Raw genomic sequence first — 22449 nt, 5'->3', positions numbered from 1 at the left:
TCCATTACCCCCATCAATCCATGAAGCCCTGAAGCTTCAGCTCGATAGAGCGTGGGTTTTCACCTTCGGCGATCGACAGAATTCCTTCCAGCAACATTTCGCGATAACGCGACTGCCGCAATGCGATTGACTTGAGCTTGGCCGCCACCGGCAGCAACACCAGGTTGGCACTGGCCACACCGTAGATGGTCGCGACGAAGGCCACGGCGATGCCGCTGCCCAGTTGCGTCGGATCGGCGAGGTTGCCCATCACGTGAATCAGGCCCATCACCGCGCCGATGATACCGATGGTCGGCGCATAGCCGCCCATGCTTTCAAAGACTTTCGCCGCTTCGATATCGCGGGCTTCCTGGGTGTAGAAATCCACTTCAAGAATGCTGCGGATGGCTTCCGGCTCGGCGCCGTCGACCAGCAGTTGCAAGCCCTTGCGCGAGTAGTTGTCCGGCTCGGCATCGGCCACGCCTTCCAGGCCGAGCAGGCCTTCCTTGCGCGCAGTGAGACTCCAGTTGACCACGCGGTCGATGCCGCCGGCCAGGTCCACGCGTGGCGGAAACAGAATCCACGCCAGGATCTGCATGGCGCGCTTGAAGGCGCTCATCGGCGATTGCAGCAACGCGGCACCGATGGTGCCACCGAGGACGATCAGCGCTGCCGGGCCGTTGGCCAGCGCGCCGAGGTGACCGCCTTCCAGGTAGTTGCCGCCGATGATGGCGACGAACGCCATGATGATCCCGATAAGGCTTAGAACATCCATCAGATACACGCCTCGACGATGTGCTTGCCGATGTCGTCCAGGCCGTAGACCGCGTCAGCCAGGTCGGCTTTGACGATGGCCATCGGCATCCCGTAGATCACGCAGCTTGCCTCATCTTGCGCCCAGACCGAGCTGCCGCCCTGTTTGAGCAGGCGCGCGCCTTCACGGCCGTCGGCGCCCATGCCGGTCAAGACGACCGCCAGAACTTTGTCACCGTAGGACTTGGCCGCGGAACCGAAGGTGATGTCCACGCACGGCTTGTAATTCAGACGCTCGTCGCCCGGGAGGATTTTCACCGCGCCACGGCCGTCGATCATCATCTGCTTGCCACCCGGCGCCAGCAGCGCCAGGCCCGGACGCAGGATGTCGCCATCCTCGGCTTCCTTGACGCTGATGCGGCACAGCTTGTCCAGACGCTCGGCAAACGCCTTGGTGAACGCCGCCGGCATGTGCTGGATCAGCACGATCGGTGCCGGGAAGTTCGCCGGCAACTGGGTCAGCACCCGTTGCAGGGCAACCGGGCCACCGGTCGAAGTACCGATGGCGACCAGTTTGTAGGCTTTGCGTTTCGGTGCCGGCGACGAAGCGCTGGCGGCCGGAGCGCGCGCCGGAGCAGGCGCCGGTGCCGGGCGAGCCGGAGCACTGGTGCTGTGGCTGCTGAAGCTCGATGCCGCCGGTGCTGGCGCAGGCGTCGGTGCAGCGGCCGGAGCCGGCGCACTGTAGGCACTGAAACGACGATTACTGCGCGAGATGCTATGGACCTTCTCGCACAGCAGTTGCTTGACCTTCTCCGGGTTACGCGAGATGTCTTCAAAATTCTTCGGCAGGAAATCCACCGCGCCGGCATCCAGCGCATCCAGGGTTACCCGGGCGCCTTCGTGGGTCAGCGAGGAGAACATCAACACCGGGGTCGGGCAGCGCTGCATGATGTGCCGCACTGCCGTGATGCCATCCATCATCGGCATCTCGTAGTCCATGGTGATCACGTCCGGCTTGAGCGCCAGGGCCTGATCAATCGCCTCTTTACCGTTGGTTGCGGTGCCGACCACCTGAATGCTCGGATCCGCTGAAAGAATTTCCGAGACGCGGCGGCGGAAAAAACCCGAATCGTCCACCACCAGGACTTTGACTGCCATAAACACTCCATTAGGTGCAGCGGGACGTTGTCGCCCCGCTGCCCCGGATTCAAATACGCCGTGCGGCGTAACGCTTGAGCATGCTAGGAACATCGAGGATCAGCGCGATGCGGCCGTCACCGGTGATGGTGGCGCCGGACATGCCCGGAGTGCCCTGCAGCATTTTGCCCAATGGCTTGATGACCACTTCTTCCTGGCCGACCAGTTGATCGACGACGAAGCCGATCCGCTGGGTGCCCACCGAAAGGATCACCACATGGCCTTCGCGCTGCTCTTCGTGAGCGGCGGAGCTGACCAGCCAGCGCTTGAGGTAGAACAACGGCAACGCCTTGTCCCGCACGATCACCACTTCCTGGCCGTCCACCACGTTGGTGGTCGACAGGTCGAGGTGGAAGATTTCGTTGACGTTGACCAGCGGGAACGCGAACGCCTGATTGCCAAGCATCACCATCAGCGTCGGCATGATCGCCAGGGTCAGCGGCACCTTGATGACGATCTTCGAGCCCTGGCCCTTGGTCGAGTAGATGTTGATCGAACCGTTGAGCTGGGAAATCTTGGTCTTCACCACGTCCATGCCGACACCGCGGCCGGACACGTCGGAGATCTCGGTCTTGGTCGAGAAACCCGGGGCGAAGATCAGGTTGTAGCACTCGGTATCGCTCAGGCGATCGGCCGCGTCCTTGTCCATCACGCCGCGTTTTACCGCGATCGAACGCAGGACGTTCGGGTCCATGCCCTTGCCGTCGTCGGAGATCGACAACAGGATGTGGTCGCCTTCCTGCTCGGCCGCCAGCACCACGCGACCGCCACGGGCCTTGCCCGACGCTTCGCGTTCTTCCGGCGACTCGATGCCGTGGTCGACAGCGTTGCGCACCAAGTGGACCAGCGGGTCGGCCAGGGCCTCGACAAGGTTTTTGTCGAGGTCGGTTTCTTCACCCACCAGTTCCAGGTTGATCTCTTTCTTGAGCTGACGCGCGAGGTCGCGAACCAGACGCGGGAAGCGCCCGAAGACCTTCTTGATCGGCTGCATCCGGGTCTTCATCACCGCGGTCTGCAAGTCAGCCGTGACCACGTCGAGGTTCGACACGGCCTTGGACATGGCTTCGTCGCCGCTGTTGAGACCCAGGCGCACCAGGCGGTTACGCACCAGCACCAGTTCGCCGACCATGTTCATGATTTCGTCGAGACGCGCGGTGTCGACTCGCACGGTGGTCTCGGCTTCGCTCGCCGGTTTTTCCGGTGGCGGAGTTGCTGGAGCACGAGCCGGCGCCGGTGCAGCAGCGGCAGCCGGTTTTGGCGTTTCAGCTTTTGGCTCAGGCTTGGCAGCGGCCTTCGGCGCGGCGGCCGGAGCCGCTGCAGCCTTGGCGGCAGGCGCGGCGACTGTCGACGCGGAGCCGGCCGTCGCAGCGCTTGCATCGAACTTGCCTTTGCCGTGCAGCTCGTCGAGCAGCGATTCGAACTCGTGATCGCTGATCAGGTCGCTGCCGGCAGCAGCGGCTACCGGTGCGGCAGGTGCCGCCGGTGCCGAGGCGATCGCCGACTCCAGCGCTTCCACGGCGAAGTTGCCCTTGCCGTGCAACTGATCAAGCAGTGCTTCGAATTCGTCGTCGGTGATGTCCGAGCTGTCGCCCGCCGCCGGTGCCGCAGGCGCTGCCGTCGGTGCAACGGCGTCAGGTGCGAACTGGCCTTTGCCGTGCAACTGATCGAGCAGCGACTCGAACTCGGCATCGGTGATTTCATCGCTGGCGGCCGCTTCGGCAGTTTGCACCGGTGCAGCAACGACCGGGGCTTCGGCTTCGGCCTTGACGGCGTTCAGCGAGTCCAGCAGCTGTTCGAATTCGTTATCGGTGATGTCGCCCGAATCGCCCGAATCGCCTTCGACGACCAGTTCTTCGATCATCTCGGCCACCGGTGAAGCCGGGGCTTGATCGGCCGTTTGCGGCTCGGCCAGACGCGCCAGCGCGGCCAGCAGTTCCGGGGTGGCGGCGGTGATCGGGGCACGTTCACGGACTTCGCTGAACATGCTGTTCACCGCGTCCAGTGCTTCGAGCACCACGTCCATCAGTTCGGCATCAACGCGGCGTTCACCCTTGCGCAGGATGTCGAACACGTTTTCGGCGATGTGACAGCACTCCACCAGCTCGTTGAGCTGAAGGAAGCCGGCGCCCCCTTTTACAGTATGGAAACCGCGAAAAATTGCGTTGAGCAGATCTGCATCATCCGGGCGGCTTTCCAGCTCAACCAGTTGTTCGGACAGTTGCTCAAGAATCTCGCCGGCCTCAACCAGGAAATCCTGAAGGATCTCTTCATCGGCGCCGAAGCTCATTAATGGGGTGCTCCTACAGGTCTAAAAACCTAAAACTCAAAATCCAAGGCTGGATAGCAAATCGTCCACATCGTCCTGACCGGACACAACGTCTTCTCGTTTATCGGCATGAATCTGCGGACCTTCACCCTGCGAGAGATGTTTTTGTGGATCTTTTTCTGCAAGCATCGCGGCGCGGTCATGTTCGATGCCCGCAAAGCGGTCCACCTGACTGGCCATGAGCACGAGTTTGAGCAAATTGCTTTCGACTTCGGTGACCAGTTGGGTCACGCGCTTGATCACCTGACCGGTCAGGTCCTGGTAATCCTGGGCCAGCAGGATGTCGTTGAGGTTGCTCGACACCGCACGGTTGTCCGTGCTGCTGCGCGACAGAAAACCGTCGACCCGACGCGCCAGTTCGCGGAACTCTTCAGCCCCGACCTCGCGACGCATGAAGCGACCCCAATCGGTGCTCAGGGCCTGGGCTTCGTCAGCCAGGCCATTGACCACCGGGGTGGCGCTTTCCACCAGATCCATGGTGCGGTTGGCCGCGGCTTCAGTCAGCTTGACCACATAGCCCAGGCGTTCGGTGGCGTCGGTGATTTGCGACACTTCCTCGGCCTGCGGCATGTGCGGATCAATCTGGAAGTTGACGATCGCACTGTGCAGTTCGCGCGTGAGCTTGCCCACTTCCTGATACAGGCCGCGGTCACGGGTCTGATTGAGCTCATGGATCAGTTGCACAGCGTCGCCGAACCTGCCTTTTTCAAGGCTCTCGACCAGTTCGACCGCGTGTTTTTTCAGGGTCGACTCGAAATCGCCCTGTGAAGATTCGTTATGCTCCATAGCTCCCCCGCGCGTTCATCAGCCGATGCGTTCGAAAATCTTCTCGATTTTTTCTTTCAGCGCCTGAGCCGTGAAAGGTTTGACCACGTAGCCGTTCACACCGGCCTGGGCCGCTTCGATGATCTGCTCACGCTTGGCTTCTGCCGTCACCATCAGCACGGGCAGGTGCTTGAGTTTTTCATCGGCACGTACGTGGCGCAGCAGGTCGATACCGGTCATGCCCGGCATGTTCCAGTCCGTTACCAGAAAGTCGATGCTTCCGCTGTTGAGCACCGGAATGGCAGTGGTGCCATCGTCGGCCTCGACGGTGTTGGTGAACCCCAGATCACGCAGCAGGTTCTTGATGATCCGCCGCATCGTTGAGAAGTCATCAACGATGAGGATTTTCATGTTCTTGTCCAATTCGACCTCCAAGCAGTCTTAAACGCGCCCAGCACCTGGACGCGCCATTTCAATCAATCCGGCGTAGCACTCGAAGACTGTCTGGAGCACAACAGAGCAAGACCGGTGCCGTTCATCACCGCACCAGCCTCGTTCGCAGTGTCCCCACACTGCCTTCAGCGCGCTCGCCACTCCCCCAAACGCCCCCGCAAGCGGGCCGCGCACTGGCTGTGTAACTGGCTGACCCGCGACTCACTGACGCCAAGGACTTCACCGATTTCCTTGAGGTTCAGCTCTTCGTCGTAGTACAGCGCCAACACCAGTCGCTCACGCTCCGGCAAATTGGCAATCGCGTCCGCCAGTGCGGCCTGGAAACGTTCATCTTCCAGATCGCGTGACGGCTCAAGATGAGCACTGGCGCCATCCTCGTGCAGCCCTTCGTGTTCGCCGTCCTGCAACAGGTCGTCGAAACTGAACAGGCGGCTGCCCAGGGTGTCATTCAAAATCCCGTAGTAATCGTCGAGACTCAATTGGAGTTCGGCCGCAACCTCGTGATCTTTAGCATCACGGCCGGTTTTAGCTTCAATTGCCCGAATTGCGTCGCTGACCATACGGGTGTTGCGGTGAACCGAGCGTGGCGCCCAGTCCCCTTTACGGACTTCATCGAGCATCGCGCCGCGGATTCGAATGCCCGCGTACGTTTCGAAACTGGCACCTTTGCTGGCGTCGTATTTGGTCGAGACTTCGAGCAGACCGATCATGCCGGCCTGAATCAGGTCTTCGACCTGCACACTGGCCGGCAAGCGTGCCAGCAAGTGGTAGGCAATGCGTTTGACCAGTGGCGCGTAACGCTCGATCAACTCGTATTGCGCGTCGCGTGCCGACTTCTTGTAGTAATTCATACCGCTGGCGGTCATAGCACTGGTCCTGCCGTTTGCTGCACGAGGCGCTCGACGAAAAATTCCAGGTGGCCGCGCGGGTTCGCCGGCAGCGGCCAGGTGTCGACCTTCTGGGCGATGGCCTTGAACGCCAGGGCGCACTTGGAACGCGGAAAGGCTTCATAGACCGCACGCTGCTTCTGCACCGCCTTACGCACGCTTTCGTCGTAAGGCACGGCGCCGACGTATTGTAGGGCCACGTCAAGGAAGCGATCCGTGACCTTGGTCAACTTGGCGAACAGGTTGCGCCCTTCCTGCGGGCTCTGGGCCATGTTGGCCAGCACGCGGAAGCGGTTCATGCCGTAATCGCGGTTGAGCAGTTTGATCAGCGCGTAGGCGTCGGTAATGGACGTCGGCTCGTCGCAGACCACCAGCAACACTTCCTGCGCGGCGCGTACAAAACTGACTACCGAGTCACCAATACCCGCAGCGGTGTCGATCACCAGCACGTCGAGATTGTCGCCGATGTCGCTGAACGCCTGAATCAGGCCGGCGTGCTGCGCCGGGCTCAGGTGCACCATGCTCTGGGTGCCGGAAGCGGCCGGCACGATGCGGATCCCGCCGGGGCCCTGCAACAGGACGTCGCGCAGCTCGCAGCGGCCTTCGATCACGTCGGCCAAAGTACGTTTGGGGGTCAGTCCCAGCAGAACGTCGACGTTCGCCAGCCCCAGGTCGGCGTCCAGCAGCATGACCCGACGGCCAAGCTCTGCCAGCGCCAGAGACAAGTTCACTGACACGTTAGTCTTGCCGACGCCACCTTTGCCGCCGGTCACCGCGATCACCTGTACGGGATGCATGCTGCCCATGTTATTTCTTTACCTTGTCTTGCATAGACGGAGGCCACATTACTGGCTGCGCGTTCACAACCGGAACAATGCATGGCAGGCCATCGATGTAGGTACAAAAACTGTTCATGAATACCTCAGCCTACCTGCTTGGTCGGGCTGTGATAGATATCAGCGAACATGTCAGCCATGGCTTCTTCGCTGGGTTCTTCCTGCATTTGCACGCTGACGGCGCGGCTGACCAGTTGATGACGGCGCGGCAGATGCAGATCATCCGGAATCCGTGGGCCATCGGTCAGGTACGCGACCGGCAATTCATGACTGATCGCCAGGCTCAACACTTCGCCAAGGCTGGCCGTTTCATCCAGTTTAGTCAGGATGCACCCGGCAAGCCCGCAACGCTTGTAACTGTGATAAGCGGCGGTTAGAACCTGTTTCTGGCTGGTGGTTGCCAGCACCAGATAATTTTTTGAACGGATGCCGCGCCCGGCCAGACTTTCCAGCTGCATGCGCAGGGCCGGATCACTGGCTTGCAGGCCGGCAGTATCAATCAGCACCACGCGTTTGCGCAGCAACGGATCCAGCGCCTGCACCAGCGACTGGCCCGGATCAACGTGCGTCACCGGCACATTGAGAATCCGCCCGAGGGTCTTGAGCTGTTCCTGTGCACCGATGCGGAAGCTGTCCATGCTCACCAGCGCCACGTTGTGCGCGCCGTATTTGAGCACATAACGCGCGGCCAGTTTGGCCAGCGTGGTGGTCTTGCCCATGCCGGCCGGGCCGACCATGGCAATCACCCCGCCCTCTTCCAGCGGCTCGACTTCCGGCACGGCAATCATCCGCGCCAGATGCGCGAGCAACATGCGCCAGGCCTGACGCGGCTCTTCGATATCGGTGATCATCGACAGCAGATCGCGCGACAGCGGGCCGGACAGGCCGATGCGCTGCAGACGGCGATACAGATTGGCCTGCGCCGGGCGGCTGCCTTGCAGCTGATTCCAGGCCAGGGTGCCAAGCTGCACTTCCATCAGTTCGCGCAGGCTGTTCAATTCGAAGCGCATCGAGTCCAGCGCACGCGGGTCGACACCGCCGGAGGACTGCGCAGGGGCCGGGGCCGGACGCGCCGGAGCGGCGTAGGCCGGCTCGCTCAACGGTTCGGCAGCAGTCAGCGGCAGGCCGGCCGTCAACGGCAGCCCGGCGAACAACTGGCGATTGGTATTGCCGTCGGCTTCGCCACGCAGGCTCAGTTCGGCCTGGGCGGTGACGATGCGCGATTGGGTCTTGCGCAGCTCGTCTTCGAGTTCCATGTTCGGAACCCGAGGCGCCAGCGCCGACAATTTGTAATCCAGCGCCGCCGTCAGCTCGACGCCGCCGGCAATGCGGCGGTTGCCAATGATGGCGGCATCAGCGCCCAGCTCATCACGAACCAGCTTCATGGCCTGACGCATATCGGCGGCGAAAAAACGCTTAACTTGCATAAACCACTACCTCAGCCGTTGGGCCCTACTGTCGCAACGATGGTCACTTGCTTGTTGTCCGGAATTTCCTGGTAGGCCAGCACGTGCAATCCAGGGACTGCCAGGCGACCAAAGCGCGAGAGCATCGCGCGTATCGGGCCGGCTACCAAGAGGATCACCGGCTGACCTTGCATTTCCTGACGCTGCGCCGCTTCGATCAACGAACGCTGCAGCTTCTCGGCCATGCTCGGCTCCAGCAAAACGCCCTCTTCCGAGCCTTGTCCTGCCTTCTGCAGACTATTGAGCAATATTTGTTCCAACCTTGGCTCCAGGGTGATCACAGGCAGCTCGGACTCAGTGCCTACAATGCTTTGGACGATGGCGCGAGAAACGCCAACCCGGACCGCAGCCACCAATGCGGCGGTATCTTGACTCTTGGCAGCGTTGTTGGCGATGGCTTCGGCGATGCTGCGGATATCGCGCACCGGCACGTGTTCGGCCAACAGCGCCTGCAGCACCTTGAGCAGTTGCGACAGCGACACCACCCCCGGCACCAGCTCCTCAGCCAGTTTCGGCGAGCTTTTGGCCAGCAATTGCATGAGTTGCTGCACTTCTTCGTGGCCGATCAGCTCACTGGAGTGCTTGTACAGAATCTGGTTCAAGTGAGTCGCGACCACGGTACTGGCATCGACCACGGTGTAACCGAGCGATTGTGCCTGCGCACGCTGGCTGATTTCGATCCACACTGCCTCCAGGCCAAAAGCCGGATCTTTGGCGTTGATCCCGTTGAGCGTGCCGTAGACCTGCCCCGGGTTGATCGCCAGCTCGCGATCGGGATAGATCTCGGCTTCGGCGAGGATCACACCCATCAGGGTCAGGCGATAAGCGCTCGGGGCCAGGTCGAGGTTGTCGCGAATGTGCACGGTCGGCATCAGGAAGCCCAGATCCTGCGAGAGCTTCTTGCGCACGCCCTTGATTCGCGCCAGCAATTGCCCACCCTGATTGCGGTCGACCAGCGGAATCAAGCGATAGCCGACTTCCAGGCCGATCATGTCGATTGGTGTCACGTCGTCCCAGCCCAGCTCTTTGGTTTCCATGGCGCGGGCCGGCGACGGCAGCAGCTCCTGCTGGCGCTTGACCTCTTGCAGAGCCTGCACCTTGGCGACGTTCTGCTTCTTCCAGAACAGGTACGCGCCACCGGCAGCCAGCGCGGCCATGCTCAGGAACGAGAAATGCGGCATGCCCGGCACCAGGCCCATGACCGCCATCAGGCCCGCCGCCACCGCCAGCGCTTTGGGCGAGGCGAACATCTGACGATTGATCTGCTTGCCCATGTCTTCCGAACCGGAAGCACGGGTCACCATGATCGCCGCCGCTGTCGATAACAACAGTGATGGCAATTGCGCCACCAAACCGTCACCGATGGTCAGCAAGGCGTAAACCTTGCCGGCGTCGGCAAAACTCATGTTGTGCTGGAAGATACCAACGGCCATGCCGCCGATCAGGTTGATGAACAGAATCAGCAGGCCGGCGATGGCGTCACCCCGGACGAACTTGCTGGCACCGTCCATCGAACCGTAGAACTCGGCTTCCTGAGCAACTTCGGAACGCCGGGCCTTGGCCTGGTTCTGGTCGATCAGGCCGGCGTTGAGGTCGGCGTCGATCGCCATTTGTTTGCCGGGCATTGCGTCGAGGGTGAAGCGTGCGCTCACCTCGGAAATCCGCCCGGCACCCTTCGTCACCACGACGAAGTTGATGATCATGAGGATCGCGAACACCACGATACCGACCACGTAGTTACCGCCGATCACCACCTCACCGAAGGCCTGGATCACCTTGCCGGCGGCGGCGTGGCCGTCCTGACCGTGGAGCATCACCACCCGCGTCGACGCCACGTTCAGCGCCAGCCGCAGCAGCGTCGCCACCAGCAGAATGGTCGGGAACACCGCGAAATCCAGCGGCCGCAATGCATAGACGCAGACCAGCAGGACGACGATCGACAGGGCAATGTTGAAGGTGAAGAACACGTCGAGCAGGAACGGCGGCACCGGCAACATCATCATCGCCAGCATGACCAGCAGCAACAATGGCACGCCCAGATTGCCTCGACTGAGGTCGGCAACATTCGAGCGAGCAGTGTTGAATAACTGAGAGCGATCCACCGGTTTTCCCCGTTCCTTTAAAGCAAACTTTTGACGCCCAGAGCGGGCTCACGGCGGGTACTGCAAGAAGCTTTCCAACTTTTGCCAAGGATTGAAACAGAGAGGAAGGTGAACGCGACCACTGTAGGCCTTCGCCTGCTCGCGATGAGGATTTTCCAGTCAATACATTCAAACCAGACAGACCGCTATCGCGAGCAGGCGAAGGCCTACAGGGGAATGCATTCCAAATGTCAGATTGAAATGCATTCCAAATGTGGGAGCGAGCTTGCTCGCGAAGGGGCCCTTATGTTCGACGCAAGTTTCTTCATTTAAACGAAGGTGTTTAAAAAACACCTTCAGACACGTCTTACAGGCTACACATCCTTGCGCCATTGCCTACAGCTACGCCAGAATCCGCCGGCTTGTGCGCTTTGGGGGCGGGTTCTATTGTGGTCCAGTCGCTGACGAATCAGCGATCGGGTTTAGCGACTCGAACTCAAGTCAAAGGTGCATCAGCGTTCCAGGCTTCGTTGCGGATCTGTATTTTCGCGATTTCGTCATGGTGGCTGTATGCGGGAGACCTTCGGGTCTACCGGTTGCCTTTGACCGGTTCGCTAACCTGCGTACAGCCGCCACCCCTCCTGTTTAGCGACAGGATTTGGCGGCTCCACCTCAAAGGAGCTTCACCATGATCAAACCAACACCCAACCCGCCCGAAACCGACGCCACCTCCCCCTACGAATCCCTCGACTCAAAAAAACTCCACGAAGCCGCCGACCGCGCCCTCGATCACTACCTATGCCCACCTGGCTCCACCCCACTGCCACGCAGAAGCCGCGGGATGTACGCCGTCACCGCCGACTTCAAAAACGAGGAACTGCTGGTCGATGCCAGCGACACACTCGCTTCAGCCAGAACCATCGCCCATGACGCCGCCGCCCTGTTGCCGGTAGCGCAGCGCCGGACGCTGCTGGGAATTGCGCAACTGATCATGCTGAGTGAGCTGGCGGTGAACCGCGCGCTGGATAATCTGCAATTACCCCAATAGCAGGGATCTGTGACAAGGACCGAGCAAGGCGTTGTGGCCGCTGGCGCCTTCGCGGGCAAGCCCGCTCCCACAGGGGACGGTGTTGCCCACAAACCTGTGTTTACACGCACAACCTGTGGGAGCAGGCTTGCCCGCGAAGGCGGCCTCACAGCCAGCACAAGTCTTAATGCATAAAAAAACCGCCGCCCCGTTCAACCGGGACGGCGGTTTTCTTGTTTCATCGCAGCACACTCAGGAATCGCGCCGTAAATCCGGCGGTTTTTTGCAGAAATCAGGGAGCGGCCAAAGGCAGCGATCTTTTGCTTTTGAGGACATGCCAGAGTCGAACCTGTCCGGGAACAGTTGCCAGATGATCCTGAAGCCGCACCCTGACCACTCGTCGCAAACCCCAACGCACCTGTCAGATCTGACAGGTGCCAACTTCGCCTTCCCGGCGCCTAATCACTCCATCGCCCCCCCACTCGGCAGGAGTGCCTTCAATGCTCGTCCAACCCCGCAAAGACATCAACACACTCGCCTTGAACGATCCGGAAATCACGGGCGGCGTGCTGTTGCCCGACGGCATCTGGGGGGTCAACCTCGCGGCCGCGCGACTCAACTTTCCCGACAAGGGGTTGAAGTGCCAGATTCCACCCTGGAACAACATGGACGAGGGCGACAAGGTCGAACTGCTGCTCCATGGCGCGGTGATGGATCAAAAAACCATCTACGACGCCAGCGAAATCGGCGAACGTGTCACCCTGTTCGTGCCGCCGAAGCGGCTGCTGACCGGGGCCTCGACACTGTCCTACAAAGTGACCCGCTTTTCCCAGCGACCCGAGGAAGGCCCGACACTCACCCTCTTCGTCAAACTCGAACTGCCCGGCGGCCAGGACACCGACCCTGACTATGGTCACTCCGAACTGGCCATTGCCTTCCTGCCAGAGAGTGTCGTGCGCGACGGGGTCGACAAGGACAACGTCAAGGACGGCGTGGTGGTGATTGTCGCTCCCAAATCCGGCTCCGGCCTGCCCTACCCCAATGCCGCCGCGGGGGATGTGATCCATGTCGGGTGGGCCGGTCAAACCGTACTGTCCGCCCCCCTCACCCAGGCCCAGGTCGACGCCCCTGATGCCAACCCGGTCAGGATCCTCATCGACGAAGCCACCCTGCTGGCGGCCGGGGATTCGGACCTCACCGGCCTGTCCGTCAGCTACATGATCCGCGACCGTGTGCTCAACCAGTCCGAAGACTGGTGCAAGGAGGCGCGCATCGTCGTCGACACCGGTAATTCGCGGCTGCTAGCGCCGATCCTTAAACAGGCTGACGGGCTTATTCTGGATCTGGAAAAACTCGGTGATGACCTCCCGCTGCTGAAGGTCTGGGCTGAGGATTCAAATGAGTTCAGTCGGGGCGATGTCATCGTCATGCGCCTCACCGGCACCACGGCCGAAGACAAATCCGTCGACATCGTCGTGCGCCAGAGCATTGATAAAAACCCGCCGGTGGAGGTCGATATCCTGCACAGCAACCCTGGCCTGCGTTCGCTGGGGACACGCTCAGCCATTTATTCCTACGGACTGGAGCGCAACGGCAAGATCATCCAGCGCTCCAAGTCACGCACCATCACTGTCGTCGGCGAACCGACACGTCTGGCGGCACCGATTGCGCTGGATGCGCCGCAGGGGGCACTCGACCCGGACGCAGCCAACTACCGCATCCGCATTCCCTACGATCTGTCGATCACCGCAGATAATGCCATCGAACTGAAATGGTTCGGCACCCGCCCCGACAACACCAGCTACGACCCGGCACTGGACTGGTATTTTCCCACGGAGGAAGAAGCCAGCGCCCCGGCCGGTTTCATCATCACCGTCGAAGGCCGGCACGGCAAAACCCTGGAAGGCGGCTCGCTGGATCTGTCGTACAACCTGCTCAGCGCAGGGGAAAACGACGAGATCATCAGCCGCGCCTCACAACACGCCGCGCGCTTGATCGTCGGCGAACCGAAATTCGAACTGGTGCCACCGATCGTCCTCGGCGAAAAGGACGGCGCGCTGGAACCGGCTGATCTGCCCGGCGGCGTCGGCAAACTCACCGCTCCGCGCCCGGTGGCCAGGCCGACCGAAGCAAACGATATCGTCACCTACACCTGGTTCGGCGAAGTCAGCGGCGAGAAGGTAGATTTCAAAAAGCTCAATGCACTGTCCAAGGACAAGGACGTCGACTTCACGCTGGATGCGGCGTTTGTGGCGCAACACATCGAACCCAACCGCGGGAAGAAGGTGACGGTGCGGTATCGGATTTTTCGGGATGCGAGCAAGGACACAAGTTATTCCAATGTGCTGGAGTTTGTGGTGGGGCAAGCCGTGGCGCTTGATCCGCCTACCATTGATTCGGTCAAGGGATCGCCAAGCGGCAAGGAAATCGTCGAAGGTGGCACCACTGTTGAAACCAGCGTGGTGCTGAGCGGTACGGCCGCCAAGGGCAAGAACGTCGAGATACGCGATGGCGCCACCGTCAAGGATCAGGTCACGGCGGATCCGGTATCCGGAATCTGGACCTACACCGCGTCGGGGCTGACTGTGACGAAACACAGTTTCACCGCGACAGGAAAGTACGGCGCCGAACCCGCCTCTGCGGCCTACACGCTCACCGTCACGACCGTCATGGTGCCGACGCTGAGCAATGTGCTGGACGACAAAGGCATGGAGGTACCTGATCGCCAAACTACCGTCAGTACATCGCTGACACTCAAAGGCAGCGCCAGCAAGGGGCAGGACGTCGAGGTTTACGATGGCAGCGGTTCAGGCGCAGTGTCGAAGGGAATGGCGAAAGCGGATGAAATAACAGGCCTGTGGGAACGCACGATCACGGTTGCAGTCGGCGCGCGCCGGTTGTATGCCAAATCGCTGTATCACAGCAGTTCAGTCTATTCGAATGTGCGTTACTTGAGCGTTATTGAAGATATTGCCCCGACCATTGACTCTGCCAACGGCTCGCCGAGCGGGGCCGATATCCTACCGGGCGGCACCACCAGCGAAACGGCCGTGACCCTCAGCGGCAACGCCGCCAATGGCCAGAACGTCGAAGTCTTTGACGGCGCTGCCTCCAAGGGTCCGACAACCGCAGATCCCACAACCGGCGTCTGGACGCTGCTCGTCAGTGCCTTGGCTGTGGCTGAACATAGCTTTACCGCCAAGGCGTTGTATGGTAATGGGCAGACTTCTGCCGCGCGAACCCTTACGGTGGCCCCCGCGTTCATCATAGAAACCTCAACTTTAGTAATATCTGGTCGCAACCTTTCCATCGCGGATTCCGGTCCCAGATGGCTTCGTACCGGAAAGGACCCCGCCGGCACCACAGCCGACCGAACCCCGTCAAGTGGCGTCCCCCCTTACAGGTATAGGTCAGGCGACAGTGGCATCGCTTCGGTTGAGGAGACGACAGGGCGCGTGCGGAGTGAGTGGAACGGAACGACCCGTATTTATGTGACCGACAGCCTGGGACGCGACGCCAGCTACGAGGTAATCGTGCGCAATGTACTTCGTCTAATAAAGTACCCGGGCGGTGGCCGCACCTCGGCACAAGCACTAGCGTGGAGACAATCTCTAGGGGGCGCCCTCATCGGGCCCGCTGACCTACCATTATTAGTTAAATACGCCAGGGTCGGCTCCCCCGATTATGACAACGGGAGGGGCATTGACATCGCACCCCTCCTCAACCGACCAACAGTAGCCCCACACGCTCGCCCAGGGCACTATATTGACTACTTGGTCGGGGGCACCGTCGAGCCATGGACATGGTGGATATTAGACGGAATAACCAATCCAACGCCCGACAACTACATCAGCACCACCTTACTCGTATGTTTAGTACCATAATCGCCGAGCCATCACCCCATAAATAGCCAATAGGTTAATACGAAAAAACGTTAATCCACCTCATCCACGTCCGAGGACGCGGGTGAGGTTTGCTCCTATAGCTGGCGTTCTTTCGATGAACAGAAACTAACACAAGTGGCTATTGGACGGGGGTAACGCTTTCCCAGGAAAGTGAAGCCCCGTTCAATACGTCCGACATAGGTTTTGTCGGGATGCTTTTGTAGATCAAACTCTTCAAACAGGTCATTGACCACACGCACAGCCTGACGCAGTTTATTGCGTGTCGGTGCCAATACCAGCACGTCATCCATATAGCGTAAATAAAACACGTCTGGCCGCATCAAGGCCACATCCAAACGGGATAAGTAGAAACCGCCCGCAGAGGACTGAGTGAGCACGCCAAGGGAATGCCTCGCGTGTGATCCCAAAATACGCCACCGCGCTCGGCAGTGCGCGTGAGGCATTGCGCGACCACGTCGAGAAGGCATGGATCCTGCACCTGCAGTGCCAGATCAGCCATCAGTCGCTGATGCGAAATGGAGGCATAGTAGGAATTGACATCGGTTCTGAACACAAAGCGGTGACTGGGAAGTACCATTCGGGACGCATTTATTTACCAGTCCCAACCTTAAAAACCGCACTCCTGTAAAAAGAGAGCGCGGTTTTTTCGTTTAAGCTCAATTCACAATAATCGTTTAATAGCGTTTAAATCTGTGTCCGTAAAGCCACGCAGACTTGCACCTTTGCCTACAGCTACGCCAAATCCGCCGGCTTGTGCAGCTCTGAAGCGGGCTATATCGTTTCCCTGTCACTGAGAAACAGTGATCGGGTTTGATAGTCCGAGTTAACCGAGGCGCACAGCGCCGGCAATTGCATTCTGTCGATGTTTTTTCGTCGACCGACTTGTTATGGCGCGCTGGGTTTTCCTTGGTGCCCGGTCTACCAACCTGCGTTCAGCCGCCACCCTAATGTTTGGTAGCAATAGGCAGCAGCTCCATTTACCAAGGAGCTTCACCATTGCGCAACTGATCATGCTGAGCGAGCTGGCGGTGAACCGGGCACTGGATAATCTGCAATTGCCTCAATAGCAGGGATCTGTGACAAGGACTGAGCAAGGCGTTGTGGCCGCTGACGCCATCGCGGGCAAGCCCACAGGTTCTGCGTGTAAATACAGGTTTGTGAGCAACACCGCCTCCTGTGGGAGCAGGCTTGCCCGCGATGACGGCCTCACAGCCAGCACAAGTCTTCAGGCATAAAAAAACCGCCGCCCGGTTCAATCGGGACGGCGGTTTTTTTGTTTCATCACGGCAGAGTCAGGAATCACGCCGCAGATCCGGCGGAATCGGCAAATCGTCCTTGAGCGGGTCCGGGCGCTTGCCCTTGCCCGCACGGTGCTGGCGGATCTGGTAGACGTAGGCCAACACCTGAGCGACAGCCAGATACAGCCCGCCGGGGATTTCCTGCTCCAGCTCGGTGGAGTAGTAGATCGAACGCGCCAGGGCCGGCGATTCGAGGAGCATGACGTTGTTGGCCACGGCGATTTCGCGGATTTTCAGTGCGAGGAAGTCGCTGCCCTTGGCCAGCAGCACCGGTGCCCCGCCCTTCTCCGAGTCGTACTTGAGCGCCACAGCGTAGTGGGTCGGGTTGGTGATGACCACGTCGGCATCGGGAATCGCCGCCATCATCCGCCGCTGGGACATCTCGCGCTGCACCTGACGGATCCGCTGCTTGACCTCGGGCCGGCCTTCCTGATCCTTGTGCTCGTCGCGCACTTCCTGCTTGGTCATCTTGAGCTTTTTCATGCTCTCCCAGATCTGCACCGGCACGTCCACCGCCGCGATCAGGATCAACCCGCAGGCCATCCACAATGTGCTCCAGCCGACCAGCAAGACGCTGTGAATGATCGCCTGGTCCAGCGGCTCATGGGCAATGCGCAGCAGGTCGTCGACGTCCGACGACAACACCACGAGCGCCACCGCCAGCACGATGAAAAACTTCGCCAGCGCCTTGAGCAGCTCGACAATCGCCTTCATCGAAAACATGCGCTTGAGACCGGCGCCGGGGTTCATCCGGCTGAACTTGGGCGCCATGGAACCGGCGGCAAACAGCCAGCCACCGAGGGCGATCGGCCCCAGCAGTGCAGCGAGCAGCAAGGTGATCATGATCGGCTGAATCGCCACCAGGGCGATCTTCCCTGAATGCAGGAGAAAGGTGCCCATCGAGCGTTGATCCATGATCACTTCCCGCGACAGCGAGAAGTTCATGCGCATCAGCTCCATCAGATCCTGCGCGAGCATGCCGCCGAAAATCAGCAGGCCACCGGCGCCGGCCAGCATCACCGCGAGGGTGTTGAGCTCTTTGGAGCGCGCAACCTCACCCTTTTCACGGGAATCCTTTTTGCGTTTCTCCGTGGGGTCTTCTGTTTTGTCCTGACCGCTTTCGCTCTCAGCCATGACTCAGCGCGCCTGTGACAGTTCGCGTAAAAACTGCAGAGCCTCGGCGGCCAGCGGTTGATACTGGTTGAGAATGTCCGCCAGACCGACCCAGACGATGAACAGGCCGAGCACCAGGGTCAGCGGGAAACCGATGGAGAAGATGTTCAGTTGCGGCGCCGCGCGGGTCATGACGCCAAAGGCGATGTTGACCACCAGCAGCGCCGTGATCGCCGGCAAGACCAGCAACAGTGCCGCACCCAGGACCCAGCCGAGTTTGCCGGCCAGCTCCCAGTAATGTGCGGTCATCAGACCGCTGCCGACCGGCAGCGTGGTGAAACTCTCGGTGAGGACTTCGAACACCACCAGGTGGCCGTTCATCGACAGGAACAGCAAGGTCACCAGCATGGTGAAGAACTGCCCGATCACCGCCACCGACACGCCGTTGGTGGGGTCGACCATCGAGGCGAATCCCATGCCCATCTGGATCGCGACAATCTGCCCGGCCACCACAAAGGCCTGGAAAAACAGTTGCAGGGAAAAGCCGAGAATCGCGCCGATCAGAATCTGCTCGGCAATCAGCAGCAAGCCGCTCAGGTCCAGCGCATTGACCGCCGGCATCGGCGGCAGGTTGGGCGCGATCACCACAGTAATTGCCAGGGCGAAGTACAGCCGAATGCGCTTCGGCACCAGGGTCGTACCGAACACCGGCATGACCATCAGCACCGCGCCGACGCGAAACAGCGGCAACATGAATGTCGCCACCCAGGTACTGATCTGGGTGTCGGTCAGCTGAAGCAACGATTGCATGGCTTAGCCAATGACCATCGGGATGTTGTGGTACAGCTGGATGATGTATTCCATGAAAGTCTGCACCAGCCACGGGCCGGCGACGATCAGCGTTACCAGCATCACCAGCAGTCGCGGCAGGAAACTCAGGGTCTGTTCGTTGATTTGCGTGGCGGCCTGGAACATTGCCACCAACAGGCCGACCAACAGGCTCGGAATCACCAGCACCGCGACCATCAGCGTGGTCAGCCACAATGCTTCGCGGAAAATGTCGACCGCAACTTCAGGGGTCATGGCGAGACACCGCCGAAGCTGCTCGCCAGGGTGCCGATAATCAGCGCCCAACCATCCACCAGGACAAACAGCATGATCTTGAACGGCAGGGAAATGATCAGCGGCGAGAGCATCATCATCCCCATCGCCATCAGCACACTGGCCACGACCAGGTCGATGATCAGGAACGGAATGAAGATCATGAAGCCGATCTGGAACGCGGTTTTAAGCTCCGAAGTGACGAAGGCCGGCACCAGAATAGTCAGCGGCGCCTGATCCGGCGTGGCGATATCCGTGCGCTTGGACAAGCGCATGAACAGCTCCAGATCGCTGCTGCGGGTCTGGGCGAGCATGAAGTCCTTGATCGGCACCTGGGCCTTTTCCACTGCCTGTTGCGCGGTGAGTTTTTCCGCCAGGTACGGCTGCAGCGCATCGTTGTTCACCCGATCGAACACCGGGGCCATGATGAACAGCGTCAGAAACAGCGCCATGCCGGTGAGGATCTGGTTCGACGGCGTCTGTTGCAGGCCAAGGGCCTGACGCAGGATCGAGAAGACAATGATGATCCGGGTGAAACTGGTCATCAGCATGACGAACGCCGGAATGAAGCTCAGCGCGGTCATGATCAGCAGGATCTGCAGGCTGACCGAATACTCCTGCGCGCCGTCGGCGTTGGTGCCCAGCGTGATCGCCGGGATCGACAACGGATCGGCGGCGAACGCCAGCGGCGCGGCCAGCAACAGGGCCAGCGTCAAGACGATGCGTAGCGCACCCATTACTTCTTATCCTTCTGATCCTTGCCGAGCATCTTCAACAGATGCTGGGCAAACTCCGGAGTGGCTTTCTCGCTGGTCGCCGGCACCGGCACCGGCTCCTTGAGCACGTGCAGCGCGGTGATGGTGCCGGGGCTCAGGCCGAGCAGAATCTGTTCGTTGCCGACCTGCACCAGCATCAGCCGGTCACGCGGCCCGAGGGCGCGCGAACCGATCAGTTCGATCACCTGGCCCTTGCCGGCAGGACCGGCCTGCTGCACACGGCGCAACAGCCAGGCGAGGAAAAAGATCAGCCCCAGCACCAACAGCAAGCCGAACACCAGTTGCGTCAGTTGCCCGGCCACACCGCTGTTGACCGCCGGTGCGGCGGCTGCGGCGGCAGGTGCGGCGGCCGGTTCCGCCGCCAGCACGCTCAATGGCAACGCCAGCAACGCCCAGAGAAACCGTTTCACTCAGCGCAGCTTCTTGATGCGTTCGCTTGGGCTGATCACGTCGGTCAGGCGGATGCCGAACTTCTCGTTGACCACCACCACTTCGCCGTGCGCGATCAGCGTACCGTTGACCAGTACGTCCAATGGCTCACCGGCCAGACGATCGAGCTCGATCACCGACCCCTGGTTCAGTTGCAGCAGGTTGCGGATGTTGATGTCGGTGCTGCCGACTTCCATCGAAATCGACACCGGAATGTCGAGGATCACGTCCAGGTTCGGACCGTCCAGCGTCACCGGATCGTTGTTCTTCGGCACGCTGCCGAACTCTTCCATCGGCAGACGGTTGGAGCTGGCCGTACCGGCGTCAGCGGCCAGCAGTGCGTCGATGTCAGCCTGGCTGCCATCACCGGTCTCTTCCAGGGCCGCAGCCCATTCATCAGCCAGTGCCTGATCGTCCTGGGCGTTCATATCGTCGTTCATCATTTGTCCTCGGCGGGCAACAATTCAGTTAAATGCGTGGGAATAAGAGCGGCGCTTCAGCGACGCTCGATCGGCTCGATCACCTGCAACGCGAGGTTGCCTTTGTGCGAGCCCATCTTGACCTTGAAGGCCGGTACGCCGTTGGCGCGCATGATCATGTCTTCCGGCATTTCCACCGGGATCACATCCCCCGGCTGCATGTGCAGGATGTCGCGCAGCTTCAACTGACGGCGGGCCACGGTGGCGCCGATCGGTACGTCGACATCGAGCACGTCCTGACGCAGGGCGTTGACCCAGCGCTCGTCCTGATCGTCGAGGTCCGACTGGAAACCGGCGTCGAGCATTTCGCGCACCGGCTCGATCATCGAGTACGGCATGGTCACGTGCAGGTCACCGCCACCGCCATCGAGTTCGATGTGGAAGGTGGAGACCACAATCGCTTCGCTCGGGCCGACGATGTTGGCCATGGCCGGGTTCACTTCCGAGTTGATGTACTCGAAGTTGACTTCCATGATCGCCTGCCAGGCTTCTTTCAAGTCGACGAACGCCTGCTCCAGCACCATGCGTACTACGCGCAGTTCGGTCGGGGTGAATTCACGCCCTTCGATCTTGGCGTGACGGCCGTCGCCGCCGAAGAAGTTGTCCACCAGTTTGAACACCAGTTTGGCGTCGAGGATGAACAGTGCGGTGCCGCGCAGCGGTTTGATCTTGACCAGGTTGAGGCTGGTCGGCACGTACAGCGAGTGCACGTATTCGCCGAATTTCATCACCTGGACGCCACCGACGGCAACGTCTGCCGAGCGGCGCAGCATGTTGAACATGCTGATGCGGGTGTAACGGGCAAAACGCTCGTTGATCATTTCCAGAGTCGGCATGCGTCCACGGACGATGCGATCCTGGCTGGTCAGGTCGTAGCTTTTGACACTGCCGGGTTCGGCAGCGTTATCGGTCTGTACCAGACCATCGTCGACACCATGCAACAGCGCGTCGATTTCATCCTGGGACAGCAGATCCTGCACGGCCATGTCGTGTTCCTACTGCAGTACGAAATTAGTGAAAAGCAACTGTTCGATCACCACTTTGCCCAGCTCTTTCTGCGCCACTTCCTGGACGCTGGCTGTGGCCTTCTGGCGCAGCATCTCCTGGCCGACCGGGGTCGCCAGTGTGGCGAAATCCTGACCGGAGAAGAGCATTACCAGGTTGTTGCGGATCACCGGCATGTGCACTTTGAGCGCTTCGAGATCAGCCTGATTACGCGCCAGCATGGTGATGCTCACCTGCATGTAGCGCTGACGGCCGTTCTGGTTGAAGTTGGCGACAAACGCCGGCGCCATCGGCTCGAAGATCGCCGGCTGCTTGCCGACCGGCGCGGCTTCGGCCGCTGCGGCAGGTTTGCTCTGAGCACTGTGCATGAAGTACCAGGTTGCGCCCACGGACACACCGATCGCCAGCAGCAGAGCCACCACGATCAGGATGATCATCTTGAGTTTGCCTTTGGTCGCGGGGTCTTTTACAGCTGCTGCTTCGCTCTTCGCCATGCCAATAATCCGTCACTAATCGGGTTTTCACAGTCGCACCGCAAGGCAAGAGCAAGTGTTATGCCAGAAGTGTCGGAGC

At 60.4% G+C, this 22449-nt stretch carries 20 protein-coding genes and 1 pseudogene; 3 read left to right on the top strand and 18 right to left on the bottom strand.

What is annotated here, in order from left to right:
* Nucleotides 1-13: 13 nt before the first annotated feature.
* From HV782_RS08835 to flhA, 9 genes are all read right to left on the bottom strand, one after another.
* Nucleotides 14-754 (bottom strand): flagellar motor protein, encoded by a 741-nt coding sequence (locus tag HV782_RS08835; RefSeq protein ID WP_003222929.1) that lies wholly within the window; start codon nt 752-754, stop codon nt 14-16.
* Nucleotides 754-1890: a protein-glutamate methylesterase/protein-glutamine glutaminase gene (locus HV782_RS08830; RefSeq protein WP_123465791.1), complete on the bottom strand. Its 1137-nt coding sequence runs from the start codon at nt 1888-1890 to the stop codon at nt 754-756. The genes HV782_RS08835 and HV782_RS08830 overlap by 1 nt, the downstream gene beginning before the upstream one ends.
* A gap of 49 nt (nt 1891-1939) precedes the next feature.
* Complete coding sequence (locus HV782_RS08825; protein ID WP_186748457.1) at nt 1940-4216, bottom strand: chemotaxis protein CheA; 2277 nt, start codon at nt 4214-4216, stop codon at nt 1940-1942.
* A gap of 36 nt (nt 4217-4252) precedes the next feature.
* The gene (locus tag HV782_RS08820) at nt 4253-5041 is read right to left on the bottom strand and encodes a protein phosphatase CheZ (RefSeq protein WP_095190695.1); all 789 of its coding nucleotides are present in this window, start codon (nt 5039-5041) and stop codon (nt 4253-4255) included.
* A gap of 18 nt (nt 5042-5059) precedes the next feature.
* Entirely contained in the window at nt 5060-5431 is a 372-nt protein-coding gene (locus HV782_RS08815) for a chemotaxis response regulator CheY (protein WP_003183998.1), read from the bottom strand.
* Between the two features lie 167 nt (nt 5432-5598).
* On the bottom strand, nt 5599-6339 hold the full coding sequence (gene fliA, locus HV782_RS08810) for an RNA polymerase sigma factor FliA (protein WP_003222919.1): 741 nt from the start codon (nt 6337-6339) through the stop codon (nt 5599-5601).
* The gene (fleN, locus tag HV782_RS08805) at nt 6336-7166 is read right to left on the bottom strand and encodes a flagellar synthesis regulator FleN (protein ID WP_003222917.1); all 831 of its coding nucleotides are present in this window, start codon (nt 7164-7166) and stop codon (nt 6336-6338) included. The genes fliA and fleN overlap by 4 nt, the downstream gene beginning before the upstream one ends.
* Nucleotides 7167-7282: 116 nt before the next feature.
* The gene (gene flhF, locus HV782_RS08800) at nt 7283-8623 is read right to left on the bottom strand and encodes a flagellar biosynthesis GTPase FlhF (protein ID WP_123465787.1); all 1341 of its coding nucleotides are present in this window, start codon (nt 8621-8623) and stop codon (nt 7283-7285) included.
* Between the two features lie 11 nt (nt 8624-8634).
* A complete protein-coding gene (flhA, locus tag HV782_RS08795) occupies nt 8635-10764 on the bottom strand; it encodes a flagellar biosynthesis protein FlhA (RefSeq protein WP_123465785.1) in 2130 nt (709 codons plus the stop codon).
* A gap of 667 nt (nt 10765-11431) precedes the next feature.
* Here flhA and HV782_RS08790 point away from each other — a divergent pair.
* Together HV782_RS08790 and HV782_RS08785 are read left to right on the top strand one after the other, a co-directional pair.
* A complete protein-coding gene (locus HV782_RS08790; RefSeq protein ID WP_186748458.1) occupies nt 11432-11791 on the top strand; it encodes a DUF6124 family protein in 360 nt (119 codons plus the stop codon).
* 479 nt (nt 11792-12270) lie between these two features.
* Nucleotides 12271-15654, top strand: a complete 3384-nt coding sequence (locus HV782_RS08785) for an Ig-like domain-containing protein (protein ID WP_217890341.1) — start codon at nt 12271-12273, stop codon at nt 15652-15654.
* A 95-nt stretch (nt 15655-15749) separates the two neighbouring features.
* Here HV782_RS08785 and HV782_RS08780 read toward each other — a convergent pair whose 3' ends face one another.
* Nucleotides 15750-16052 (bottom strand): reverse transcriptase domain-containing protein, encoded by a 303-nt coding sequence (locus HV782_RS08780; protein ID WP_186748331.1) that lies wholly within the window; start codon nt 16050-16052, stop codon nt 15750-15752.
* 615 nt (nt 16053-16667) lie between these two features.
* Here HV782_RS08780 and HV782_RS28945 point away from each other — a divergent pair.
* Nucleotides 16668-16742: pseudogene (locus tag HV782_RS28945) on the top strand (DUF6124 family protein); the annotation flags it as partial.
* Nucleotides 16743-16967: 225 nt separating this feature from the next.
* Here HV782_RS28945 and flhB read toward each other — a convergent pair.
* Genes flhB through fliL form a run of 8 tightly spaced genes read right to left on the bottom strand, consistent with a single transcriptional unit; the run spans nt 16968 to nt 22370 of the window.
* A complete protein-coding gene (flhB, locus tag HV782_RS08775; RefSeq protein WP_128616048.1) occupies nt 16968-18107 on the bottom strand; it encodes a flagellar biosynthesis protein FlhB in 1140 nt (379 codons plus the stop codon).
* 3 nt (nt 18108-18110) lie between these two features.
* Complete coding sequence (gene fliR, locus HV782_RS08770) at nt 18111-18896, bottom strand: flagellar biosynthetic protein FliR (protein WP_186748330.1); 786 nt, start codon at nt 18894-18896, stop codon at nt 18111-18113.
* Between the two features lie 3 nt (nt 18897-18899).
* Complete coding sequence (gene fliQ / locus HV782_RS08765) at nt 18900-19169, bottom strand: flagellar biosynthesis protein FliQ (RefSeq protein ID WP_123465775.1); 270 nt, start codon at nt 19167-19169, stop codon at nt 18900-18902.
* Nucleotides 19166-19924, bottom strand: a complete 759-nt coding sequence (gene fliP / locus HV782_RS08760) for a flagellar type III secretion system pore protein FliP (protein ID WP_123465773.1) — start codon at nt 19922-19924, stop codon at nt 19166-19168. Before fliP ends, fliQ begins: the two co-directional genes overlap by 4 nt.
* Nucleotides 19924-20373 carry a flagellar biosynthetic protein FliO gene (gene fliO, locus HV782_RS08755; protein WP_186748329.1) on the bottom strand — a complete coding sequence of 150 codons (450 nt, stop codon included), beginning with the start codon at nt 20371-20373 and terminating at the stop codon, nt 19924-19926. The genes fliP and fliO overlap by 1 nt, the downstream gene beginning before the upstream one ends.
* Nucleotides 20374-20832, bottom strand: a complete 459-nt coding sequence (fliN, locus tag HV782_RS08750; protein ID WP_123465769.1) for a flagellar motor switch protein FliN — start codon at nt 20830-20832, stop codon at nt 20374-20376. It lies immediately after the preceding gene.
* Between the two features lie 56 nt (nt 20833-20888).
* A complete protein-coding gene (gene fliM / locus HV782_RS08745; RefSeq protein WP_003222890.1) occupies nt 20889-21857 on the bottom strand; it encodes a flagellar motor switch protein FliM in 969 nt (322 codons plus the stop codon).
* Nucleotides 21858-21866: 9 nt separating this feature from the next.
* A complete protein-coding gene (gene fliL / locus HV782_RS08740; protein WP_123465767.1) occupies nt 21867-22370 on the bottom strand; it encodes a flagellar basal body-associated protein FliL in 504 nt (167 codons plus the stop codon).
* Nucleotides 22371-22449: the final 79 nt, after the last annotated feature.

The organism is Pseudomonas monsensis (genome assembly GCF_014268495.2).
GTDB classification, from domain to species: Bacteria; Pseudomonadota; Gammaproteobacteria; order Pseudomonadales; family Pseudomonadaceae; genus Aquipseudomonas; species Aquipseudomonas monsensis.
The sequence above is the reverse complement of the archived record's forward strand: the minus strand, read 5'-3'. Positions and strand labels throughout refer to the sequence as shown.